Annotated in this window: 15 protein-coding genes and 1 tRNA gene; 3 read left to right on the top strand and 13 right to left on the bottom strand. The window is 61.2% G+C overall.

Going from position 1 to position 20,493, the window contains the following annotated elements; translation table 11 throughout:
- Positions 1–540: 540 nt before the first annotated feature.
- From CFE428DRAFT_RS24165 to CFE428DRAFT_RS37720, 7 genes are all read right to left on the bottom strand, one after another.
- Positions 541–624 (bottom strand) — tRNA-Tyr (locus tag CFE428DRAFT_RS24165).
- 57 nt (positions 625–681) lie between these two features.
- A complete protein-coding gene (locus CFE428DRAFT_RS24160; RefSeq protein ID WP_006982297.1) occupies positions 682–1,338 on the bottom strand; it encodes a peptidylprolyl isomerase in 657 nt (218 codons plus the stop codon).
- The gene (ygfZ, locus tag CFE428DRAFT_RS24155) at positions 1,335–2,258 is read right to left on the bottom strand and encodes a CAF17-like 4Fe-4S cluster assembly/insertion protein YgfZ (RefSeq protein WP_006982296.1); all 924 of its coding nucleotides are present in this window, start codon (positions 2,256–2,258) and stop codon (positions 1,335–1,337) included. The genes CFE428DRAFT_RS24160 and ygfZ overlap by 4 nt, the downstream gene beginning before the upstream one ends.
- Positions 2,259–2,269: 11 nt before the next feature.
- On the bottom strand, positions 2,270–3,631 hold the full coding sequence (locus tag CFE428DRAFT_RS34405; protein ID WP_006982295.1) for an NAD(P)-dependent oxidoreductase: 1,362 nt from the start codon (positions 3,629–3,631) through the stop codon (positions 2,270–2,272).
- 140 nt (positions 3,632–3,771) lie between these two features.
- Entirely contained in the window at positions 3,772–4,182 is a 411-nt protein-coding gene (locus CFE428DRAFT_RS24145) for a peptidylprolyl isomerase (RefSeq protein ID WP_006982294.1), read from the bottom strand.
- The gene (locus CFE428DRAFT_RS34400) at positions 4,169–4,858 is read right to left on the bottom strand and encodes a SurA N-terminal domain-containing protein (RefSeq protein ID WP_006982293.1); all 690 of its coding nucleotides are present in this window, start codon (positions 4,856–4,858) and stop codon (positions 4,169–4,171) included. Before CFE428DRAFT_RS34400 ends, CFE428DRAFT_RS24145 begins: the two co-directional genes overlap by 14 nt.
- A 202-nt stretch (positions 4,859–5,060) precedes the next feature.
- The gene (locus tag CFE428DRAFT_RS37720) at positions 5,061–6,944 is read right to left on the bottom strand and encodes a DUF6600 domain-containing protein (protein ID WP_006982292.1); all 1,884 of its coding nucleotides are present in this window, start codon (positions 6,942–6,944) and stop codon (positions 5,061–5,063) included.
- A gap of 143 nt (positions 6,945–7,087) precedes the next feature.
- On the opposite strand from CFE428DRAFT_RS37720, the gene CFE428DRAFT_RS24135 reads away from it, so the two are divergent.
- Positions 7,088–7,870: a transporter substrate-binding domain-containing protein gene (locus tag CFE428DRAFT_RS24135; protein ID WP_006982291.1), complete on the top strand. Its 783-nt coding sequence runs from the start codon at positions 7,088–7,090 to the stop codon at positions 7,868–7,870.
- A 79-nt stretch (positions 7,871–7,949) separates the two neighbouring features.
- Here the strand turns inward: CFE428DRAFT_RS24135 and CFE428DRAFT_RS24130 are convergent, their stop codons facing one another.
- Together CFE428DRAFT_RS24130 and CFE428DRAFT_RS24125 are read right to left on the bottom strand one after the other, a co-directional pair.
- Positions 7,950–10,337, bottom strand: coding sequence for a glycoside hydrolase domain-containing protein (locus CFE428DRAFT_RS24130; RefSeq protein ID WP_006982290.1), 2,388 nt, complete (start codon positions 10,335–10,337; stop codon positions 7,950–7,952).
- Between the two features lie 175 nt (positions 10,338–10,512).
- Entirely contained in the window at positions 10,513–11,298 is a 786-nt protein-coding gene (locus CFE428DRAFT_RS24125; RefSeq protein WP_006982289.1) for a hypothetical protein, read from the bottom strand.
- Between the two features lie 140 nt (positions 11,299–11,438).
- Between CFE428DRAFT_RS24125 and CFE428DRAFT_RS24120 the strand changes: the two genes are divergently transcribed.
- Entirely contained in the window at positions 11,439–13,496 is a 2,058-nt protein-coding gene (locus tag CFE428DRAFT_RS24120; protein ID WP_006982288.1) for a DUF2079 domain-containing protein, read from the top strand.
- Positions 13,497–13,553: 57 nt separating this feature from the next.
- On the opposite strand, the gene CFE428DRAFT_RS24115 is transcribed toward CFE428DRAFT_RS24120, so the two are convergent.
- From CFE428DRAFT_RS24115 to CFE428DRAFT_RS34385, 3 genes are all read right to left on the bottom strand, one after another.
- Positions 13,554–15,638 (bottom strand): tetratricopeptide repeat protein, encoded by a 2,085-nt coding sequence (locus CFE428DRAFT_RS24115; protein WP_006982287.1) that lies wholly within the window; start codon positions 15,636–15,638, stop codon positions 13,554–13,556.
- 238 nt (positions 15,639–15,876) lie between these two features.
- Positions 15,877–16,287: a type II secretion system protein gene (locus CFE428DRAFT_RS34390; protein ID WP_006982286.1), complete on the bottom strand. Its 411-nt coding sequence runs from the start codon at positions 16,285–16,287 to the stop codon at positions 15,877–15,879.
- 585 nt (positions 16,288–16,872) lie between these two features.
- Positions 16,873–17,283 (bottom strand): type II secretion system protein, encoded by a 411-nt coding sequence (locus tag CFE428DRAFT_RS34385; RefSeq protein ID WP_006982285.1) that lies wholly within the window; start codon positions 17,281–17,283, stop codon positions 16,873–16,875.
- Positions 17,284–17,485: 202 nt separating this feature from the next.
- Between CFE428DRAFT_RS34385 and CFE428DRAFT_RS24100 the strand changes: the two genes are divergently transcribed.
- Positions 17,486–19,453 (top strand): tetratricopeptide repeat protein, encoded by a 1,968-nt coding sequence (locus CFE428DRAFT_RS24100; RefSeq protein ID WP_006982284.1) that lies wholly within the window; start codon positions 17,486–17,488, stop codon positions 19,451–19,453.
- Positions 19,454–19,608: 155 nt separating this feature from the next.
- Here the strand turns inward: CFE428DRAFT_RS24100 and CFE428DRAFT_RS24095 are convergent, their stop codons facing one another.
- Positions 19,609–20,385, bottom strand: a complete 777-nt coding sequence (locus tag CFE428DRAFT_RS24095; protein WP_006982283.1) for a transaldolase — start codon at positions 20,383–20,385, stop codon at positions 19,609–19,611.
- Positions 20,386–20,493: the final 108 nt, after the last annotated feature.

Genomic DNA, 20,493 nt, shown 5'->3' with positions numbered 1-20,493 from the left:
CACGGAATCCGACAAAACTAATTCCACCCGTGGTATTTACACCTCGAGCGTTGTCCCAATGAAGGGGGTGCACGCCGAAAATCCACGTAAAACGTGCGTCCACATGGCGAAAATGAGATGCAGACTCAAGGCTGCGGCTATGGGAGCCAGTCCGTCAAAAATTCTCAATCCACCTTGCCATAAACCACTACACCGCGTCCCCCCTCCATCCATTATCAAGCGAACCCCGCACCAATGGCAAGCGTCTCGCAAAGGAAATCTCCTGAATGTCGAATCCATCCCGGTGCTTGGGTCGACAGCGCGCTGAATGGAGAACACGTTTGTAGGGCGATAATCTTCGCCGCCACGTCGGGAGGAATGGAGAGAATGCCGACGGACGGTGCCGAGCATCGCTGCCCAACATTTGCGCGCTCGACGACGACATCCTCCGAGAACCATTGCCCACGCGAAAATGACTTCCGCGAGGTTCGCAAAAAAAGGGCGACTCCGGATCCTGGAGATCGCCCGCATTTTCTCTCTCGTTTTTCCTTTGAGAGAGAATGGGCAGGAGTGGATTCGAACCACTGAAGGCGTAAGCCCAGCGGATTTACAGTCCGCCCCGTTTGGCCACTTCGGTACCTACCCGTTTCAGAAAGGGGAGCGCTTTATACGGGCGAGTCGGCTCGCCTGCAACGCCTCTTTTTAGAAAAATTGATACCAGTGCTTTTTCTTCGCTTTTGTAGGCGCCGGAGCCGTCGGTCCGACCACCGGAGGCGCCGGTAATTTCTCGCGCGGCATGATCTGGATCGACTTGATTTCCACGCGCTGCAGCGGGTTGTCGTTCGTGTCGACCGGCAGTTCGCTGATCTGGTCCAGTTCATCGAAGCCCCAGATGACGTTACCGAAGACGGTGTACTGGCCGTCATAAGAGGGCATCGGCGTGAGGCAGATGAAAAACTGGCTGCCGTTCGAAAGACGCCCGGGGTTGATCTTGTCGGGCAGACGGCCGGCGGCGATGGCGCCTTTGGTGTGCTTGCGATGGATCTCCGGCGGGAGCGTGTAGCCCGGGCCACCCGTGCCCGTCTTGGCGCGGTCCGAGCGCTTGCTCAACGGGTCGCCCATTTGCAGGAGCGTATCCGGAAACACGCGGTGCACGGCCTGCCCGTTGTAGAATTTCTTGCGCGCGAGCTTCTTGAAATTGTCGGCCGTCATCGGCGCGTCGTTTTGGTAAAACTCGATGGCGGCGTGCTTCAGGTTCTTGTCCTTGCCGACCTTGAAGGTGAGGAGCGCGACGTCGTCCGCATGCACCGCGGAAATCGCCATCGCAGAGATGCAGACAGTAGAGAGAAGTTTTTTCATGAAGCAAAGGGCAGCGCCTGGACATGGACGATGGCCTCTGGGCCATGCGTGCCTTCCGGGCGGGCGTGAAGCGCGCCGGTGGGCGAACCGCGCTTGAGATAGCCGAGCGCAATCGGCTTTTCCAAGGCAAAACTGTAGGTGACGCTGGTCAGGACACCGAGAGACGCCGGGGCATCGGCTGCGGCAAAGAGCTGCGCGCCCGCCGCCAAGGGGGCAGCGCCCTCGGCGATGAAGCCGGTGAGCTGGCGATTCACGTGACCCACGCTGCGCAGCCGGGAGATGACCTCCTGGCCGATGTAGCAGCCCTTGTGATAATCGATGTGCGTCTGGTCCAGGCCGGCCTCGGGCGGGAGCGTATTTTCGTCGAGCTCACGGCCCCAGCTTGGGATGCCGGCCTCGATCCGCAGCGTCTCCGCCAGCGCTGCATCCACAGCGACACGGCCGGCCAGCAGGCTCTCCCGCGCCGCGACGAATTCCTCGCGCGGCAGGCGCAAGTCCCAACCCACACGCCCCAATCGCCGCGCGCTCGCGACCTTCCCCGCTCCCGAAATCGTCGGCTCGGCACCGAGATAATGCAGCAGGGCGTATTTCTCCGAGACATCTTCAATGGCCACGTCATCGGCCACGATGTAGCGCTCCAGGCGGGCCAGCAGCCCCTCGCGCAAACTGCCCTCCGCATCGACGTACAACGCATCCTCCTGCGCCGTGATGACGATATCCGCGCAAAGCTTTCCTTTCGCGGTGGTCACGCAGGCCATTTGCGTCTGGCCGGGCGAAAGCTTCCGCACATCGCTCGTCACCTGTCCGTTCAAATAGCGCACGCGGTCCGGCCCAGTGAGCATGAGCTGGGCGCGCTCGGAAAAATCCACCGCTCCGCGCGCGAGGCAATCGTGGTAAAGGGCAGCGCTCGCGGCACTCATGCCGGTCCCCACTAGCTCTGCGAACGTCCGACGAACCAACGGCGGACGAAGTTCACCGGCTTGCCTTCGGATTTGCTCTCATCGCCCTCGGGCTGGGTGGTCTCGGCGGGTTTCGCTTCCGCATCTTTTTCGACGTCATTCACCAGGGCAGCCGCCGGCTTCTCTTCGGCTGCGTGCTCCACCGTCTTCGGTGCAGGATGACGATTCTCGTGCATCACCACGCCAAGCTCACGGCGCTGGCTGCTGACGTGCGCCAGCACGGCTTCGATGATCCGCGAAGCTTCCTCGTGCGGGACCATCTCGCGGGCCGGACTTCCGTTCAGCGTGGTAACGGGTTCCGCAGTTACCGAGATGGGCTCGGGAAGCACGGTGAAAGTCGGCTCCGCCACCACCAGAGCAGACGCGGATATGGGTTCGGGCACCGGCTCGGAGAACGTCGCGCTCTCAGACGGCAAGGCCGGGGGCTGCGCCCCGGCGCGTTGGGCGAGGACATGCTCGAGCGCCGGCAATTCGTCGAAAACCTCCGATGGCGTGTAATTCTTGAAAAGGACGGAGTAATCCATCTCGCCCCAGCCTTGGTTGAGCGCGCCATACATCACTCCGGCAGTCACCGTCGTGGCCGGGATCTCGATATCGAGCGCGTTGGCCATGTGAATGCCGAGCTGCACGTCCTTGAACATGTGCTTGAGCGAAAAATGTGGGTCGTAGTCGCCGCTCATCATCTTCGGCAGCTTGAGATCGATCACCCCCGAACGGCAGGCGTTCTGCTCGATCGCCGCAGTCAGCGTCTCAGGCTCCAGCCCGGCCTTTTGCACGATCGCCAGGGCCTCCGCCAGCACCTGCGAGGTGACTGCGGAAATCATATTCGTCACGACCTTGATCGTCGAAGCGTGGCCGACCTCGCCCATGCGGACGATGCTCTTGCTGGTCGCCTCCAGGATCGGACGCACCCGCACGAAAGCGGCCTCGTCGCCGCCCACGTAGTAAACGAGCTGTTTCTTTTCCGCGGCGACCTTGCTCCCGGTGAAAGGCGCATCGAGGAACTGCGCACCGCGAGCCTGCACGAGCTGTGCTGCCTCGAGCACGGCCTCGGGGCCGACGGTCGAACTGCAAATGATGACGTGCTTCGGCGTGATGGCCTCGGCCATCGCCTCGATGACATCGAAGAGCGCCTGGGCATCCGCGACGAAGATCTGGATGACCTCCGACGACTCGGCGATTTCCGCCGGGGAGCCGAGGAAATTCGGTGCCGGTTTGGCACTCCGATTCCAGACGTAGACTTGAAAGCCGCCGGCTCGCAGCCCCGCAGCGACGCGGGTCCCGATGATGCCGAGGCCGATCACCCCTACATTTTTCCGAGCTTTGCGTGACATGAAGGTTGCTCGATAAACGCCACAAGCGGCGCGGTCGATTTCTGAATCTGGGCTAAAAAACCGGGGCGCATCAATTCCTTAATTCGCCGAACCAGTCTTCTCGCGCAACTGCCGCGTGGCGGAGAGCTTCTTCGCGGGTCTTATTTCGCGGGTGCCGTGATCGCCCCGGGCGCGGGTGCAGGGGCGGCAGCGGCGGCGGGCGGCTCGGGCAGGTTGATCTTCACTTCCGCCTTTTCGCGCACACCCTTGATGACTTCTTCGACCGCGGCCTGCTTCTTCTGATTCTTCAAAAAGGCCAGGAGCTGCGGCTTCGCCTTTTCCAGCGTCACCGTCTCCGCGTCTTTGCGGTCGGTGACCTTGATCACGTGGAAACCGAAATCGCTGCGGACCGGATCGCTGATCTCGCCCTTCTTCATGCCAAAGGCGGCATTCGAAAACTCCGGCACCATCGCTTCCTTGCGGAAGAAATCGAGATCGCCTTTGTTTTCCTTGGCGCTCGGGTCTTCGGAAATCTCCTGGGCCAGCTTGCCGAAATCTTCACCCTTCTTCACGCGGTCGGCGATCGCCTGGGCGGCCCTTCTTCTTCTCCTCGACCACTTCGGGCTTCGCGTCCTTGTCGACCTTCACGAGGATGTGGCTCGCGCGCACTTCTTCCGGCGTTTTGAAAGCCTCGGGGTGCTTCTTGTAAAAATCTTCCGCTTCCGCGTCGGTCACGTTCACCTTGTCCTTGACCTGCGAGTCGATCCAATGCTCCTCGGCCAGACGGTCGTGCAGACCCTTCTTCACTTTGTCCAGCGTCTCGCCGGCGGCTTCGACCTGCTTCTTGAGCTCTGCCTCGGAACCGAAGTTGCCCTTGATGCGCTCCCACTGGGCATTCACTTCCTCGTCGGTCACCTTGGTATCGGCCGACTTCTTGGCCAGAATCTTGTCGATGATGATTTCATCGAGCACCATGCGGTAGCCCTGCAGGCGCTGCTCCGCCGGGATCGCGTCCGGCGACATCTTGCGCGCGGCCAGCAGATTGGCGAAAGCCTTTTCCAACTCGTCCTTCTTGATCTCCGCGCCGTCGACAGTCGCCACCGTATCCGGCAGGGTCAACGGCTTGGCAGCCGGGGCCGCCTCGGTGGGAGCAGGTGCCGCGGGCTTCTTTTTGTCCGCCGCCAAAATGGTAGCGGGTGCCGCGAGACAGAGGGAAAGGGCGATCGAGAGGGGGCCTTGGAGTTTCATGAAAGTCGGGGAAGCTGGCACGGGCGCCAGGGAATGGCGAGCGGTTATTTTTGGAAAGAAACAGGGGGATTTAGCCTGTTTAGTTATCTTCCTTTTCCGCTCGCAGCCTAATGAAGACACTTCGGGATTGTGCCCCGTAGGGCTATCAGGGGAGCGCCGCGAGGGCGGCGAAGCGGAAAACGGCCGGTTTTATTCGGGGAAATCAGTTCCCGTTCTTATCCTTGTCTTTGTCCTTGCCGTCCTTCGAGGAATGGCCGCCGCCCGGGTGTTGTGAACCCTGTTGGGGCGGATTTCCCTGCGGCGGAGCCTGCCGCTGCTCCTTTTCTGAATTGCGCTGGGGCTCGGGTTGCTGCCGCTGACGATCGCGTTCCCGCTCCGCTTCCTGCGCGCGGCGGGCGTCGTTATTCCGCTCCATCTGCTGCTGCTGTTGCTGCGCGCGTTGCTGTTGCTGTTGTTCGCGTTGCTGCAGAAACTGTTGTTGCCGCTGGGCTTGTTGCTGTTGTTGTTCCCGCTGTTGCTGAATCTGTTGTTCGCGCGGTTGCGGCTGGACCGGTTGCTGTCCACGCTGCGGCGGTTGTTGTTGCTGCTGCTGCTGTTCACGCTGCTCCTGCCGGAGCTGTTGCTGCCGCTGTTGCTCGGCCTGATCTCTGGGCGCTTCCTGCTGCGGCCGCTGGTTCGGCATCTCGGCGCGTCTTTGCTGCGCGCCGCGCTCTTGCTGCTGCTGGGCTTCTCCCGAACGTTCGCGGCCGATCGGCGTCGAGGGGTTCGTCGGACCCGGCACATTCTGCGGAGCCGGACGCGTCTGCGTCTCAGCATTGGGATTGAACGGCTTCAGCAAGCCATTCGCCCCCGGCGCCGCCGTCGTCGGCGGGACATTCTGCATGTGGCTGTGATCGCGGAACGGCGTTTCCGAACGGTTCGCGGAACTGGATGGCGTCCCCGGAGCGACTTCCGCCGAGCGGGCCGCCGGTGTATTGCCCGGCTGCTCCACGGAGCTTTCCGAACGCTGTCCCTTGCCAAATTTTTCATGGCGTTCCGCGGTCGGCGACACCGCATTCGGGTCCGCTTTCTGCGGCACGACTTTCAATTCCGCCGCCGTGACATGGCGCGCGGGCGCGGTCTGCGGGGTCAATCCCTTCGCCTGGCGGCCGATCTCGGCGTGCAATTCACGCCGCACCTCCGGGTCTTTCACCATGTCCCAACCCTTCGTCACGCTATCCCCCGCCAGCATGCGCTTCGCCCGCGAACGGAACTCCGCGGGATCCGTCGGCCGCAACACCCGCGGCGCGGCGACGATGAGTTCGTTGCCCACCGTCTGCGCATTGAATCCTCCCCGGCCGCCCGGCCCGCGATGATCGCGCCAGTGCGCCCCATCGAAATGCGCATTCTGCACCAGCTTCAGCGCCGGAATCGGCCGTTCGGAGAAACGGCTGACGACCTCGAAACTCGGTCCGCCATTGAAGATCACCGCTCCACCGTAAAACCCTGTGTGGTAGCAAATGTTCGTCACATTCAGCGTGTTGCGGAAGATCACGACACTATCCGAACGGCGGCAGAGCACGCCCCGCAACACCGGCGCGCCGAAATCGCGCACCCGGCAGAAATTATAATACCCCGGGCCGATGTCGCACGTGCTATCCACCCAAACGCTAATGCCGGTATCCTGCGCCCAACGCGCCTCCGGCGGTAGCGGCGCCCAGCCGACATAGTCATCATTCGACCGCCACGAGACCCAAGCTGGCGCCCAATCGTAGCCCGGCGTCCAGCACCAGCTGTCGTCATCGAGATGCAACCAGCGTCCGTAGTGATAAACGATCCCGCCAAATTCCTCGTAGCTCACCCATGTCCAGCCGGCATCGGTGTAAGCCCAGTAACCGTCCGAATACGGCGACCAGTCCGGGTCTACATTCGTCGGCCGCCAGCACAGGCCGTAATCGCCGACTTCGATCCATTCGCCGTACGGAGCGAGTGAATCGTAAAAAAAGTCGAAGGACACCGCGTCATCCTGCGCGCGCGCTCGCGAAGGGGCCGCCACCCCCGCGAAAATCAAAGCTGCCAGCAAAACCAAAAGCCGAAAAGTTTTCATGATGAGGATAATGCAGATGAGACAGGAGCAAGCCGCGATTCATTCACGCGAATTGCGGTATCTTTTCCTAAATCGCTGCCGATGGGAACGGTGGATTGGAAAGGCAGTTGGATGTTTCCCTCCCTTCCCCTACCCTCCCCACTGTGAAAGCCGCCCAAACCCTCACGCTCCTCTTTCTCTTCCTCAGCCTCTCCCTCGTCCGAGCCTCGGATAACACGCCCCTCGTCGTCGGCATGGATCTCAGCTACCCGCCCTTCGAAACCCGCGATACCAAAGGCGCGCCCAGCGGCGTGAGCGTCGATCTCGCCTACGCTCTCGGCGCCTCGCTCCACCGCCCGGTGAAGATCGAGAACATCCCCTTCAGCGGCCTTATCCCCGCGCTCAAAACCAACCGCATCGACCTCGTCATCTCCTCGATGACCGCCACCCCCGAGCGCGCCCAATCCATCGACTTTTCCGAACCGTATTTGAAGACCGGCCTCTGCCTGCTCGTCGGCGCGAAGAGCGATATCCAGTCCATAACCGACCTCGACCAGGTCGGTCGCACCGCCGCCGTCGTCAAAGGCACCACCGCCCACATCTACGCCACGCAGCATTTGAAACTGGCGCGCATCCTCGTCCTCGACCAACCGGCTTCGTGCGTCCTCGAAGTCGTCCAGGGCAAAGCCAACGCCTTCCTCTTCGATCAACTCTCCAACCTGCAAAACTGGCGCAAAAACTCCACTACCACCCGCGCCATTCTCACCCCTTTCCAATCCGAGGACTGGGCCATCGGCCTGCGCAAAGGCAACGACTCCCTGCGCGCCCAGGTCAACGAATTCCTCAAGGATTACAAAACCAAAGGCGGCTTCGAAAAACTCGGCGACAAATGGCTCAGCGAACAAAAAGCCGAGTTCCAAAAACTCGGCGTGCCGTTTGTGTTTTAGCACCTGATACATCTTCTTTGGGCATGACGTGATCCGCTTCACGGATAGTACGCACCAAAGAAGGATTCGCGAAACAACCTCACTGCGGCGCGGGCAGCGGGGCGATCTTCCGGACGTTGTTCGGATTCTGCGGCGTGGGACGAGGGTCGTGCCAGCGGTCTCGCGGAGCGGGTGCTTTGGCATCGAGCCACGCGCCGAGACGCTGGCGCAAATCCACAAAGGTGTGATGGGCTTCCGGGCCGAAAAGAGAATCACCGGCATCGGCCTCGGACTGTTTTTTCAGCACGGCATGCATTCCTGGCTCGGCCAGCACGGCCGCGCCGACGGCATCCCGATCTTCACCGGCCAGGGCACAATACAGGGTGAGATATTCCACGAGTTGCTCTCCGGCGCGGAAGGATTTCAGCCGCAAACTGGGAATGGGGCCATCGGCAGTCGGATAGAATAGCGAAAGCTCATCCGCTTTGGTCCACGCGCTCTCCTGGCCAATCGTCTGCCAGGGCACCACGCCATCGGCACCAAGCGCCCACGTCTCCACACACCAGGCGGCGGGAACGATGTTCGCTGTACCGATGCGATTCGCCGAGCCATACATGTAGACTTGGTTCCCCAGCCGGCGGGCCCGCCCGATGACGCGATCACGATAGGTGCGCAGCACGCCACTGACGACTTCGGTGTTGGTCACGCCGTCGAGGAGGTCGCGTTGCCATTCCGGCCGCGAGATATCCGCGCGAAAGGCAAAATGCGCTCCCGGGTTCGCGGCGACACCGCGCCAGAATTCCGTCCCGAATTTACGCAGCGCCCAAAAGTCCTGGGTGTTGACCGGCTCATCGAAAATCCATGGTGCGCTGCAGGCATCCCAGCGGTTGCCGCGGTCGCGTTTGAAATAGACCTTGTTGTTGAGATAAAACTCGAAGACCGGCTCGGTCCATTTCTTCTCCGCGAAGTGCTGCGCGAACTGCGCCGCCGCATGGCGAAACTGGGACCAGTACGCGTCGTCATAAGCATTCTCGATCCAGTAGCCACCGCGAAAATGCCCTTCCTCGTCCATGGGCCAGTTTTCATTCAGCGGCAGGTAAAAGGCCTCCACCGGTATCGGTCCGCGCGGTGTGCCGGCAAACGCGGAGCCATCGAACAACGGACCGTATTCCGCATCCCAAGCGCGCCAATCCCACTGGCCATCGGCCGCGATCTTCGGCGCCGCTTTCACTTTCCCGGTCCAGCCATAGAGCAGATGGTTCAAGGTGGCCCGATGATCGTGCGCGAGCCGATAGTAATCGCGCTCGTGTCCTGGCAGACCGTAACAATTCATTTGCGGAATGAAGGACAGCTGATCGGGCAGCGTGAAGTTCCAGACCTGCACCGCGAAGCGCACGTGTTTGCCAGCCACGTTGAGGGTGATTTCGTGCGATCCCTGGCTCGCATCGCGCGGGACAAAGATCTCCACGTAAGTGCCGGCGTCCTCCGAGTCCGGCGCGGCCTTCCATCCCGCGGGCACGAGCGGGTCGAAGCGGCCTTCCACCTTGCGCACCGAGAAGAGCGAGACCGGCAACCCGCCGCCCTCCTCCACCACGCTGCCCGCGGACGGCGTTTCCAGATAGAACGCGATCGCTTCGTTGCGCGCCGCGGAGAAATCCAACGACGCAAGCGGTTCGCCGAATTCGTCATGCGCGGCGAACGGCGATGCATGTTGCGGACCTTTGGGCGGCGCTGAAAGTTCAGGCAACTTCGCAACATCGCGACTGTTCGGCGGCGGAGCCGGATGCGGCGCCAGAAGCGGCGGGTGGTCATCCAGCCAGAGCACAAAGTACGGAGCGGTCTTGCGCGAGCCTTCCCGACTGGTGAGGAAACGATTGGGAAACTGCCGGTATTCGATGGTCTCGCCATGCCGCGTGTATTCGTTGCCGACGTCGTCCATTACGCAGAAGCCGTAACTGCCACCATCGAGCCGTGCCTGCACTACTTCCGGCGCAACCGGAATGACCTGCCAGCCGTCCGAATCGCGCGGCGTCGGGTCGCCGAATCCCCAAAGCGATCCTCCTGCGCCATTGATCGAACCGGTAATATCGACATCCCGCCAGCGCTGCTGGTCGGTCCGCGCCCAGGCAAAACAACTCGCGCCCGGCACACGGGCATAACCGGTGCCCGTGCCCTCGACCCATTCTTCAGCGATGCTCGAAACCGTGGTGCGCCCGAGCGATTCCGCGCCTTCGGGATGCACGTGCAATTCCGCCCGGACCACACGCTTTCCACGCAGGGGCACCGGATCAAAGTCGATAAGGAAAAACTCCTGGATGCCTTTGAGCTTCAGCTTTGGCGAAGCCCCGTTGTTCCCCTCACGTTCCTTTTCATACGAAGAAATCCAGAGATCCCGCGAAACCTCCACGCGGGTGGGTGACAATTGACGTTCGGCCGCAAAAGCAAACGGCGCGAATACCACGAGCAGCAACAGGCACGGGGATTTCATAGGGGATTGGAAAGGCTATCACGGTCGAGGTATCGAGCAGCTTTAAAACGCAGGGGGATGTGAGCTTTGACCACGGATTTTTTGGATTTCCCGGATGAGGCTTCGCCGGGGTTTTCTCCAATCCGTCGCGTCCTGAAATCTGTCGTCAAAACTCGCATCCCTCCACCGGCCGCGGTCACTCCCCGATGAGCGCGAATCGGAATGGGCGGGCACCGCAGAAGCGGAGCCAGAGGAGGTTATGCTCACTGAGAACGACCTTCGGTTTAGGCTCTGCTTCCGCTTCGTAAAAGAGCGCCCGGAACTTCGCACCATCCAACCAGCGGACAAAGAGCACAACGTGCCCATTCGGCGCGTCCATCACGTCGCCTGGTAGCAAATCATCGGTCGATTTCAGCGCGTTGCACAGACCCGGCAGCGTAGCCGTGCCGTACTTCTCGGGCAGCTTCCAGCAGCGACTAATGAAGCCCGAGCAGTCGATCCCCACGGCCTCGTCACTCACCGCGGCATTTCCCCGGCGGCGCTTGCCGATGGTGTAAACATCGCCAGCCGCCTTGCCCGCCGCGACCCCGGCATCAAAACTCTCCGGCGTATCGAAACCGCCCCATTTGTAAGGCAGCCCCACATTTTCCAGGCCGACCCGCCACTTACCGGGCACAGCCTTGTTTGCCGGTCCATCCGGCGTCTGCACATCGATGCCATGGGCATCGACCCCGTGTCGCACATTTTGTGCGGCGGCCGTCCACGGATGCTCCGCATACGATTGCGCGATGGAAAGCACCTCCTCCCGCGACACCAGCGGCCCGGAAAGCCGGTCAACAAAGGTCCGCGCCGGCGTGGCCCGGTGCCACATCCAGGCGATGACCGCGAAATGCACCGCACAAATCAGCATCACCGACATGATCAACCCGGTCGAGTAATAGACGGCCGTCAGGCGGCGGGGTGAATGTTTAAGCGGAGACATGCGTCACAGTGCAGATTCCTTTACCCCCTCTGCGTCTCGGCGTCTCTGCGTTTTAAAAATTCCCTGGCGGCACGGGCCTTACAACACACAGCGGCACAATTGTCTTTTCGCGGGGTGCCCGCTACGACTCAGTGTCATCAATGTCCTCCGAAACTGTCCAAGCGCGCCGTTTTCTCATCTGGACGGCGTTGCTGTTTTCGGGGCTGGCCTTCGCGGTTTCGTGGTGGCACTGGTGGACGTTTCAATACGGCACGTTCGACCTCGCCTTTTATGTGCAGGCGCTGTGGCTGGCCCTGCGCGGGAAGTGGATGGTCTCGCTGCTCAATGTGCCACTGATGGGCAATCACGCGGAGCCGATCGTCTTTCTGCTTACCCCGCTTTTCGCCATCTGGCCGCATCCCATGATGTTTGTCGCAGTGCAGACCCTCGCCTTTGCCAGCATGCCGTTCACCGCGTGGCGCATCGGAAAGCAACTCAAGTTGCAACCCACCGCGGCGTTGCTCCTCGCCCTGGCCACGCTGATCACTCCGGCGACGTTTTCCATTGCGGTCTACGAGTTTCACCCCGAGGCCTTGGCGGCGCCGTTGCTGCTGCTCCTCATTGAGGCACGGCTGGCGGGACGCTACGGGTGGTTTTGGGTATGGTTTACCGCCGTGCTTGGGGTGAAGGAAAACATGGCGCCGTTGCTGGTGATGTATTGCGGGGTGATGGCGTTTCTCGAGTGGAGACAGGGGCGCAAGCCGAAGGTCGGAGATATGGAGAGCACCGCCGAGGCGGCGGCGTACGGGACAAGTGGTGGCAGGTCCTTGGGCGAGCCGCCGTCGGCGCTGGTGGAAACCTCCCGCTCCAGCACCGACGGCGCGGTGCTCTCCAAATGGCAGCTTCAATGGAACATCCTGCCCGCGCTGCTCGCGGTGACGTGGCTGTTGATCTACGGCAAAGTGATCAGCCCGGCGCTCAATGCGGGTAATGTCGATTACATCCAGCTCTACGGACAGCTCGGCAGTTCGCCCGGCGATATCATCCATAAGTTCTTCACCGAACCGCATCGCGTTTTCGGTGCGCTGCACACGGCGCTCACGCAGGGCAATATGTTGCCCGCGCTGCTGCTGCCCCTGCTGCTCCTGCCGTTGCTGCGTCCGCGCTGGTTTGTGGTCGCCGCGCCGTTGCTGCTCCAGCACATGCTTTCCTACCGCTACTCGGAATGGTCGCTGGGCGCGCATTATCCGGCGCCGTTCATTCCGCTGTTCTGGGTCGCGGCAGCGGAGGCGCTCACCCGATTCCGCCGGCAAACGTGGATCGCGGCGGGCGTGCTGCTGGCCTGCACGGCCGCGCATTTCCGCTTTGGCCCCGCGCACGGATTGGTGCAGGAGATCCCCGGCATGAGCGCGATGCTCGAGGAGCGCGAGTGGAAGGCGCAGATGCTAGAGGATATTCCCGACAACGCCTCGGTGACGGCGGGGCTGGGCTTCCTTTCACACCTCGCGAAACGCGAGAACATCATCTCGCTGCATCACATCTTGAAAGGGCTGAAGACGCTCAGCATCGCCACTTACACACCGCCACCGCCGGGCGATGTGGTGGTCATCGATTACGCGGATACGCTGACCTTCAATACCTTCGCCGGTTATTACCATCCGTGGAGTCATGTGGATGCCACGCACTCGATTCCGTCGAGCGATCGCCTGCTGAATGATTACCTGCGACAGGGGCACTGGCACACGCAGTCACGCAACGCCGTGGCGGTCCTGCGGCGGGGCGCGGTGTCGCTGCCGTTACTGCCGGGAACCCCACTGAAGATCGATGACCAGACCACGATCGAGTCATTCCAAATCACGAAACGGTTACCCGGGGCGTGGAAGATCCAGATGACCTGGAATTTCACCGGCGAACGGCGGCGGTTTCCGTGGATGGTGCTGGTGTTCTCCGATGGCCAACGGCTGTATCCGATCCTCAAGGGCATCTGCGCGCCGGAGGTCGGCGAAGGGCGTCATATCGAGGAGTGGAACGTGGTGTTTCCCAATTGGATGCATGCCGGTAATCACGCGGCGTTCGCCGAATTCTACGACGGCAACGAGGCAGCCTGGCACAAGAAGCTGCCGCCGCATGATCAGACCTACATGATCACCCTGCTGGACCTCGGCAGCGCAGAGATCAAGCCGGGGGATTTTTCTCAGCCGGCGAAGGCGGGGAAGTAGGGGTCGGTTTTCAGCGCTCCCCGCGGTGTCATTCCGAGCGGAGTGACCGCGAGGAGATTACGACCCTCGCCGCGCTTCGGCGGCGAGGAGCTGCGCCTTGTGCAGAGCGGCGGCGGCTTCGGCTTTTCGCCCGAGCTTCTCGAGAATGGCGGCGAGCTCGGCGTAATGCTTGGGCTGGTCGGGATCGCGGTCCATCGCTTGCAACTGGACCTCGAGGGCCTCGTCGGAATGGCCGACAGTATTCTCGATTTCCGCCACGCCGGCCAGCGCGCGGCCGTCATAGATATCGAGGCGGCTGGCCGCGGTCAGGGCGCGGATCGCGGCGTCCGGTTGACCGGCGGCGAAGCGGAGCGCGCCGAGTGTGACGTGGGAATCGTAGTGCCACCAATGTTTCGCCGCGAAGTCCTCCACGAGCGGGAGGGCCGTTGCGGGGCCGGAAGTCTCGCGCAACATCTCGGCCTCGCCTTTGATCAACTCCCACGTGTCCGGAAAACGTCCGCGGGCTTCGCGCAAAATGCCCAGCGCTTCGTCGGGATGGCCGGCATCGGTTCGCAGTTGCGCGAGTTGCAGCGCGGCCGTCCAGGTGCGCGGATACTGACGCGCGACTTGATCCGCCTGCTGGTGGGTGGCGCCGAGCAACGCTTCGGCTTCCGCTTTCTTTCCCTGGCGTGAAAGGCAGATGCCGAGATTCAGGCGGGCGGGCGCATATTCCGGAAACTGCACGATCATTTTGCGGAGGATTTGCTCCTGCTTTTGCAGTTCGCCGCGCTGCCCGTAGATGCCAGCGAGAGCGCTGAGGATGCGCGGGGTGGCGCCACCATCGGCGATGGTGCGCGCGCAGAAGGTCTCGGCGTCCACCCAATCGCCGGCGCGAATCGTCGTGCGCACGCCGAGCGCGACGATGGCCACGACCGCGACCCAGCCGGCGAGCCGGTGGGCGCGCGGCGGCAATTCGATGACGACCCCGGCGAGGAAGATGAGGAAGCCGATGCTGGCCAGATAAATCCAGTGCTCAGCGACTTCGGCGTTGAGCGGGAAGAGGTTGGAAATGGGCAGGAACGCGAGGGCGAACCACACGGCGCCGAAGATCCGCCAGCGCCGGCCGGGGCCTGCTTTCAGGCAACCCGCGAGGGCGCTGAGGAGCGCGAGCAGGCCGATGATCGAGAGATACTCGTAGTGCGAATGGTCGCGCCACGAGGCAACGCTGCGGTAGATCGCGGGATTTGAGATGGAGCGCTCCATGTAGAGCTTGACCGGGAAAAAGATGAGGCCAGTGTAGTCGCCCAGCGCGCGAAACATGAGCAGCACGCGCTCAGCCCAGGGCGCCGGTGGGCCGTCTTCCATGGGCGCGCGATAGCCGGGCAGCGAATGCAGGATCGCGTAGCAGGCGAAGACCGCGACCGCGGCGCCGAGGACAGTCCACTTCGTTTTCCACGAGCGCTCGCGATCGAAGGCGAACAAATGGACGAGCAGCAAGAGCAGCCAGACGAGGGCGATTTCTTTCGAGCACAGGCCGATGAGCAATGAGACGGCGCTGAGCAGCGCGAGCGTGGCTTTTTTCCACACTGGCTCGCCTGGCTCCATCGCCTTTAGCAAGAGCAACCAGGCGCTGAGGGAGAAGAGTGCGGCGAGGCTGTCGGCACGCCCGGAAATATACGCGACCGCGGCATTGTGAATGGGGTGCACGACCCAGATGAGCGCGAGCAGGAGCGCGGCAGCATCGCAGCGCGGGCGCTGGCCGTCAGCGGTCTTCGGCATCAGCCCTGGCAATAGACGGCGCAGGAGCAGGTAAAGCAGGAAGCCGCTCAGGCTATGAATGAGGATATTGGTGCAGTGATAGCCGAACGGGCTGCCACGCCAGATCCAGTAGTCCAGCATGTAGGACCAGTTCTGCACCGGCCGGTAGTAAGTGGAGAAGGACTCGAAGAAGAGGTAATGCCGGAAGACCTCAAGGCTGAAGACGGGGCTGCGGAAGAAGGGGTTTTCGCGGACGAGATAGTAATCGTCCCAGACGAGGGTGCCATTCAGCGCCGGTGCATAGACCGCGAAACCCGCGGCGACATACAAGAAGAAGGCCACCCACGGGCGCGCTAGCCGGTCGAGGAATGATTCGCGGGTGGGGGAAGCGGAAGAGGATGACATGGGTTGGCCAAGGGTGAATGTGCACCGCACGCGTGTGGAGTGGAGAGGAAAATCAGGCGAGCCGGTGCGGCGCACGACGAGAAGGCTATTTGCAGCTTATTTGGGGATAATTTCACCGCGACTTGCGGCCGCCGCGGACTGGCAATTTCCTCAGTCTGTCGCCCAAAAAGATTCAGCCGCCCGACCTGCGAACAGGTGGGCGGCTGAAGGGAGAGAATTCTACGCTAAGCTAAGTGGCTCAGGGGTAGAAGGGCGACCAGAAGTCGCTCGGGGCCACGTCGGACAGCTTGCCGAAGCTGGTCGAGTTGAGCTTCGGCAGGTTGTCGACCGAAAAGGTACCACCACTGTAGGTGCCGCCGAGGAGGTCGGTGCCACCGGAATTATAGAGGACCGAACCGGTCTTCAGGTACTTCTGGATGTCGGTCCAGCTGACGGTGTCGCCAGAGGACTTGTTGTTTTCGATCGCGTACTGGTCGATCGCCGAATCAATGATGCGGAGGTCTTCCAGGATCCGGGTGGCCTGCGAACGCTTGCGAGCGCGCAGGAAGTTCGGCACCGCGATTGCCGCGAGGAGGGCGATGATCGCAACCACGATCATGATTTCGACGAGGGTGAAGCCCCCGCGACGATTATTCAATTTCTGCAACATAGGATTATGTAGTCTGTGTTTTGAGTTTTTAGTTCGGTTTCGGGGCTTATGCAGTCCCTTGATGATTATAGTAATTAGCAACTGGATTGCCTCAGCCCCTCAACAGCCCGAGATTTGATCGGAAAAATTCCGATTTGCAAGCCTTGTACAACAGGCGTTTCACCGCAAATTTCAGAGTAGGATCCACGTGCAGACACGTATTTTCCCACTGGGCACAAAAACCAAAAATTAATCGCACGTCGACGAAGCAAACGTATCGTTACTAGCACATTTGCGACGCAATATTGCGAATTCGCTGGTTTTTCGGAGGATCCAAGAACCAGCTTTGCCATGCCATCGTCACGCTTCCCCTCTGAATCTTGACCTTATTTTTACGTATTGCGGCGCGAGTTGAAGCGCAGATCTCTGATTCTGCCTCTCTATATACTATAGAGAGGGCCCCGCCGGCACTGTCCCGGAATCGAATGCGTTTCCCATCAGGCGACGTGAAAGCCTGCTTTCAAACGGCTGCCTCAAAAAGCATTCAGCCGCCCGCCTGCGAACAGGGGGCGGCTGAAGAAGAAGAGTTTAGGCTAAGCTAGGGGTTCAGGGATAAAAGGGCGACCAGAAGTCGCTCGGGGCCACGTCGGACAGCTTGCCAAAACTGTTGGAATTGAGCTTCGGCAGGTTGTCGACCGAGAAGGATCCGCTGCTGTAGAGGTAGCCGAACAGGTCAGCACCGCCCGAATTATAGAGCACGGAACCCTTCTTCAGGTAGTTCTGGATGTCCAACCACGCCACGGTCTGGCCAGAGGACTTGTTATTTTCGATCGCGTACTGGTCGATGGCCGAATCGATGATGCGGAGGTCTTCCAGCATGCGGGTGGCCTGCGAACGCTTACGGGCGCGCAGGAAGTTCGGCACCGCGATCGCCGCAAGCATGGCGATAATGGCGACCACGATCATGATTTCCACGAGCGTGAAGCCCGCGCGATTTTTATTCAGTTTCTGCAACATAGGATTATGAATGATTTCGGTTCTTTTTCTGTGACTCGCGGATTACTCCGCATTTTATTGATACCCCTAATAAAGCATTCGTGGTGCCACGTAAGCCCTGTTTCGGGGAAAAATATTACTTAGAAATAGCGAGGGACGCTACGCAGCAACCCCTCGGCGCACTCTGTAGAGCCATCATTAGGTCCGTTAATAAAAATAATACTTGAACCCCTCTTCCACGCCCTCCCAGAGCCCCCAAAATCGCCTCTCCGTTGGCATCTGGCTGTTCCTCCTCACCTTCGCCGTCCGGCTCGTCATCCTCATTCGTTTCTCGGACTCGCTGAACTTCCTCCCGGAAGGCGACGACATGAAGTTTTACACCGATTGGGCGCTGCGTATTGCCCACGGCCAATGGACAGATCACCAGGCCTTTTACGGTCTGCCCGGTTATGCCTATTGCCTGGCGCTCATCTTCACCATCGGCGGCTTCAATCCCTTCAGCGTCGGGCTCATTCAAGCACTGCTCGATGCCGGAATTGCCGTCCTGCTGTGGCAGATTTCGCGCGAAGTCTTTTCCGCCCTGAATCGCGACGGCAAAAGCGACGTATCGCCGCGGACGCCTGATTTTATCGGCATCGGTGCGGCATTGGCCTGGACGTTCTTCACTCCCGCGCAAGCCTTCTCCGTAGTCATGATGCCCACCGTCTGGCAAGTCTTCGCCTACTACCTGTGCCTGTGGTACGCAGTGAAAACGCGCGCCGCCTCGTGGTGGAAGCCGTGGCTCTTCCTCGGGATCTTCTGCGGCTTCATCGCCATGCTCGTCGCCACGATTCTTTTCGCGGTCCCGCTGCTCATCGTGGCCATCTTTCGCAGCGTGGATATCGGTCGACCATTCAAGGTGCGCCTGCCCAAGATCGGCGCGGCCGTCGCCATGCTGGTCGCCGGACTCTTCATCGGCGCCTCGCCGGCCTGGATCCACAATTACTTCATCGCCCACGAACCAGTGATGCTCTCCGCCCACAGCGGCATCAATTTCTGGATCGGCAACAACCCCGTCGCCACCGGCTACCCGAAAATGCCGCCGGGCATCCGCGCTACTCAGGAAGGTCTTCTCAAGGACTCCATTACCCTGGCTGAAACCGCGGCCGGCCGGAAGCTGACCCGTTCTGAGGTATCCAAATACTGGTCCACGCAGGCCAAAGCCTACATCTCCACCCATTTTCACGCGTGGTTGAAACTCATGGGCGCCAAGTTTGCGAACTTCTGGAACGCTTACCAATACGACGACCTCAGTATCATTAAGCTCCTGCGCGACGATGGCGTCTTGCCCCCCGGCCTGAAGTTCGGCATCATCGCCGCCCTCGGCCTGGCCGCGCTCATCCCCACCTTGTGGCGATTCCCCAGGGCCGGCTGGGTCGCCGCTGCCGTGCTTCTGCACCTGTGCGCCCTCATGCCGGTTTTCATCACCGAGCGCTACCGCATCGCCGCCGTGCCCGGACTCATGATCCTCGGCGCCGCCGGGCTCTGGATCTTCTGGCAAGACCTCGTCTCGGGCCATTGGCTCCAGGCTGGAATTTACGTGGCGCTCTGCGCCGGCGCCGGGTGGTTCGTCTCCATCCCACGCCACGAAATCGGCCTCTGGTCACTCGATTATTACAAGGCGGGCATCCGTGCCACCACTGCGGCGCAAATCGAACAAGGGCGCGGCCATTTTCCCGAAGCCGCCGGCGCCCTCGATCGTGCCCAGCGCAATCTCGAAACCGCCTACGCTTACGTCTCCAACAACGCCGACATCGACTTCGCCCTCGGCAACCTCTGGCTTGCCCGCGCCGATCAGCCTTCCAACGACGAGCGCACGAAGATCGCCGACCGCACCCGGGCGAAGAGCTTCTATCGCCTGGCGCTCCAGATCTCCCCGCTGCACACCGGCACCCTGAACAACCTCGGGGTCCTTGCCATGGAAGAAAAGCGCTGGTCCGTCGCCGCGACCTTCTTCAAGACCGCGCTCCAGACTGAGCCCGATGACGCGAAGATCCACTACCTGCTCGCCCGCGTCTACGCGGAGGACAATCACCTCGACGCCGCTCGCGCCGAAATCGAGACCGCCCTGCGCTTGCGCCCGAACCAAAAGCAATTCCAGGAACTGCGCGACAAGCTCAACACGCCCGCACTCAAGCCCGCGGCGCAGTAGGGCTTACGCCGAACCTCAAAACGACGAATGACGACGGCTGAAATGAGGTCTTTTCCTCTGCGTCTCTACGTTTTTCCTTCTTTCCACCGCCTGAAACGAAAGCGTCCTGTAGTCAGCCGACCTCCGGCCTTCCGCATTCGTCATTCTTCATTCTTTCAAGCCGCGCACCTCATCGCCGCAGCCACCATCTCCGCCAGTTCCTGCGAGCCGGTGGCCAGCGTGAAGCCCGCGGCCTTAGCGTCGCGATCGAACATCTGCACCGTGTCCAGCGAGAGCGCGTTCAAGTCCTTGCCGCACATGCTGATCGCCTTGTGCAGAATGTCATGCGGCACCGTCACGATGTGCACCCGGGCCTCCTCGGCCTGGAAGATATTGTAGACCTCGCGCACGCTCGCCCACAGCAATTCCGCCTTCGGATGGCTGCTCAGGATCTCGTGCGCCACGCGCATCACCGGCATCGGGTCACGGCCCGTATCCGCAATGCGGCCGGCAAACACCGACACCACCGAGGGCACGCTCGGCTCGAGCGCCGCCGCCACCTGCTCGATCTGCCGTTCGGTCAAAATCGCCGTCACATTCAGCTTCACTCCCTGCTTCGAGAGGTCACTGATCAGATCCACCGACGACTCCCCGGCAGGGTTCATCACCGGGATCTTCACATACACGTTCTCCTGCCACTCGCGGATGCGCAGCGCCTGCCGGCGCATCTCCTTGAAATCATCGGCAAACACCTCAAACGAAATCGGCTTCGACTTCACCGTCTCCAGCACATCCTTGGCAAAGGCCTCGTAATCTGTGATCCCCGCCTTTTTCATCAGCGTCGGGTTCGTCGTCATCCCCTGGATGAGCGGATTGCGATAAAGGTCCAGCATACCCGCCTTATCGGCGCCATCGGCATAGATCTTCACGTTCAGGGCGGAGAGTGAGTTCATGGTGAACCTCTTTAAAGCTTCATCCGTGCCAACGCCCCGGAGGGTAGCTACCCACGGAAAAAGCCCAGCCTCTCTCGTGCAACCGATTTGCATCTGATTCCCCGGCCA

Origin of the sequence: Chthoniobacter flavus Ellin428 (assembly GCF_000173075.1) — a bacterium.
GTDB lineage: Bacteria > Verrucomicrobiota > Verrucomicrobiia > Chthoniobacterales > Chthoniobacteraceae > Chthoniobacter > Chthoniobacter flavus.
Note: the sequence above shows the minus strand (reverse complement) of the source record. Positions and strands in the feature narration are given on the sequence as shown.

Coding starts and splice junctions, on each gene's coding strand:
- CFE428DRAFT_RS34400 (WP_006982293.1), bottom strand. CDS start 4,858: ATGAAACTCCAAGGCCCCCTCTCGATCGCCCTTTCCCTCTGTCTCGCG.
- CFE428DRAFT_RS34405 (WP_006982295.1), bottom strand. CDS start 3,631: ATGTCACGCAAAGCTCGGAAAAATGTAGGGGTGATCGGCCTCGGCATC.
- CFE428DRAFT_RS24120 (WP_006982288.1), top strand. CDS start 11,439: ATGTCCTCCGAAACTGTCCAAGCGCGCCGTTTTCTCATCTGGACGGCG.
- CFE428DRAFT_RS34385 (WP_006982285.1), bottom strand. CDS start 17,283: ATGTTGCAGAAACTGAATAAAAATCGCGCGGGCTTCACGCTCGTGGAA.
- CFE428DRAFT_RS34390 (WP_006982286.1), bottom strand. CDS start 16,287: ATGTTGCAGAAATTGAATAATCGTCGCGGGGGCTTCACCCTCGTCGAA.
- CFE428DRAFT_RS24095 (WP_006982283.1), bottom strand. CDS start 20,385: ATGAACTCACTCTCCGCCCTGAACGTGAAGATCTATGCCGATGGCGCC.
- CFE428DRAFT_RS24115 (WP_006982287.1), bottom strand. CDS start 15,638: ATGTCATCCTCTTCCGCTTCCCCCACCCGCGAATCATTCCTCGACCGG.
- CFE428DRAFT_RS37720 (WP_006982292.1), bottom strand. CDS start 6,944: ATGAAAACTTTTCGGCTTTTGGTTTTGCTGGCAGCTTTGATTTTCGCG.
- CFE428DRAFT_RS24160 (WP_006982297.1), bottom strand. CDS start 1,338: ATGAAAAAACTTCTCTCTACTGTCTGCATCTCTGCGATGGCGATTTCC.
- CFE428DRAFT_RS24125 (WP_006982289.1), bottom strand. CDS start 11,298: ATGTCTCCGCTTAAACATTCACCCCGCCGCCTGACGGCCGTCTATTAC.
- ygfZ (WP_006982296.1), bottom strand. CDS start 2,258: ATGAGTGCCGCGAGCGCTGCCCTTTACCACGATTGCCTCGCGCGCGGA.
- CFE428DRAFT_RS24130 (WP_006982290.1), bottom strand. CDS start 10,337: ATGAAATCCCCGTGCCTGTTGCTGCTCGTGGTATTCGCGCCGTTTGCT.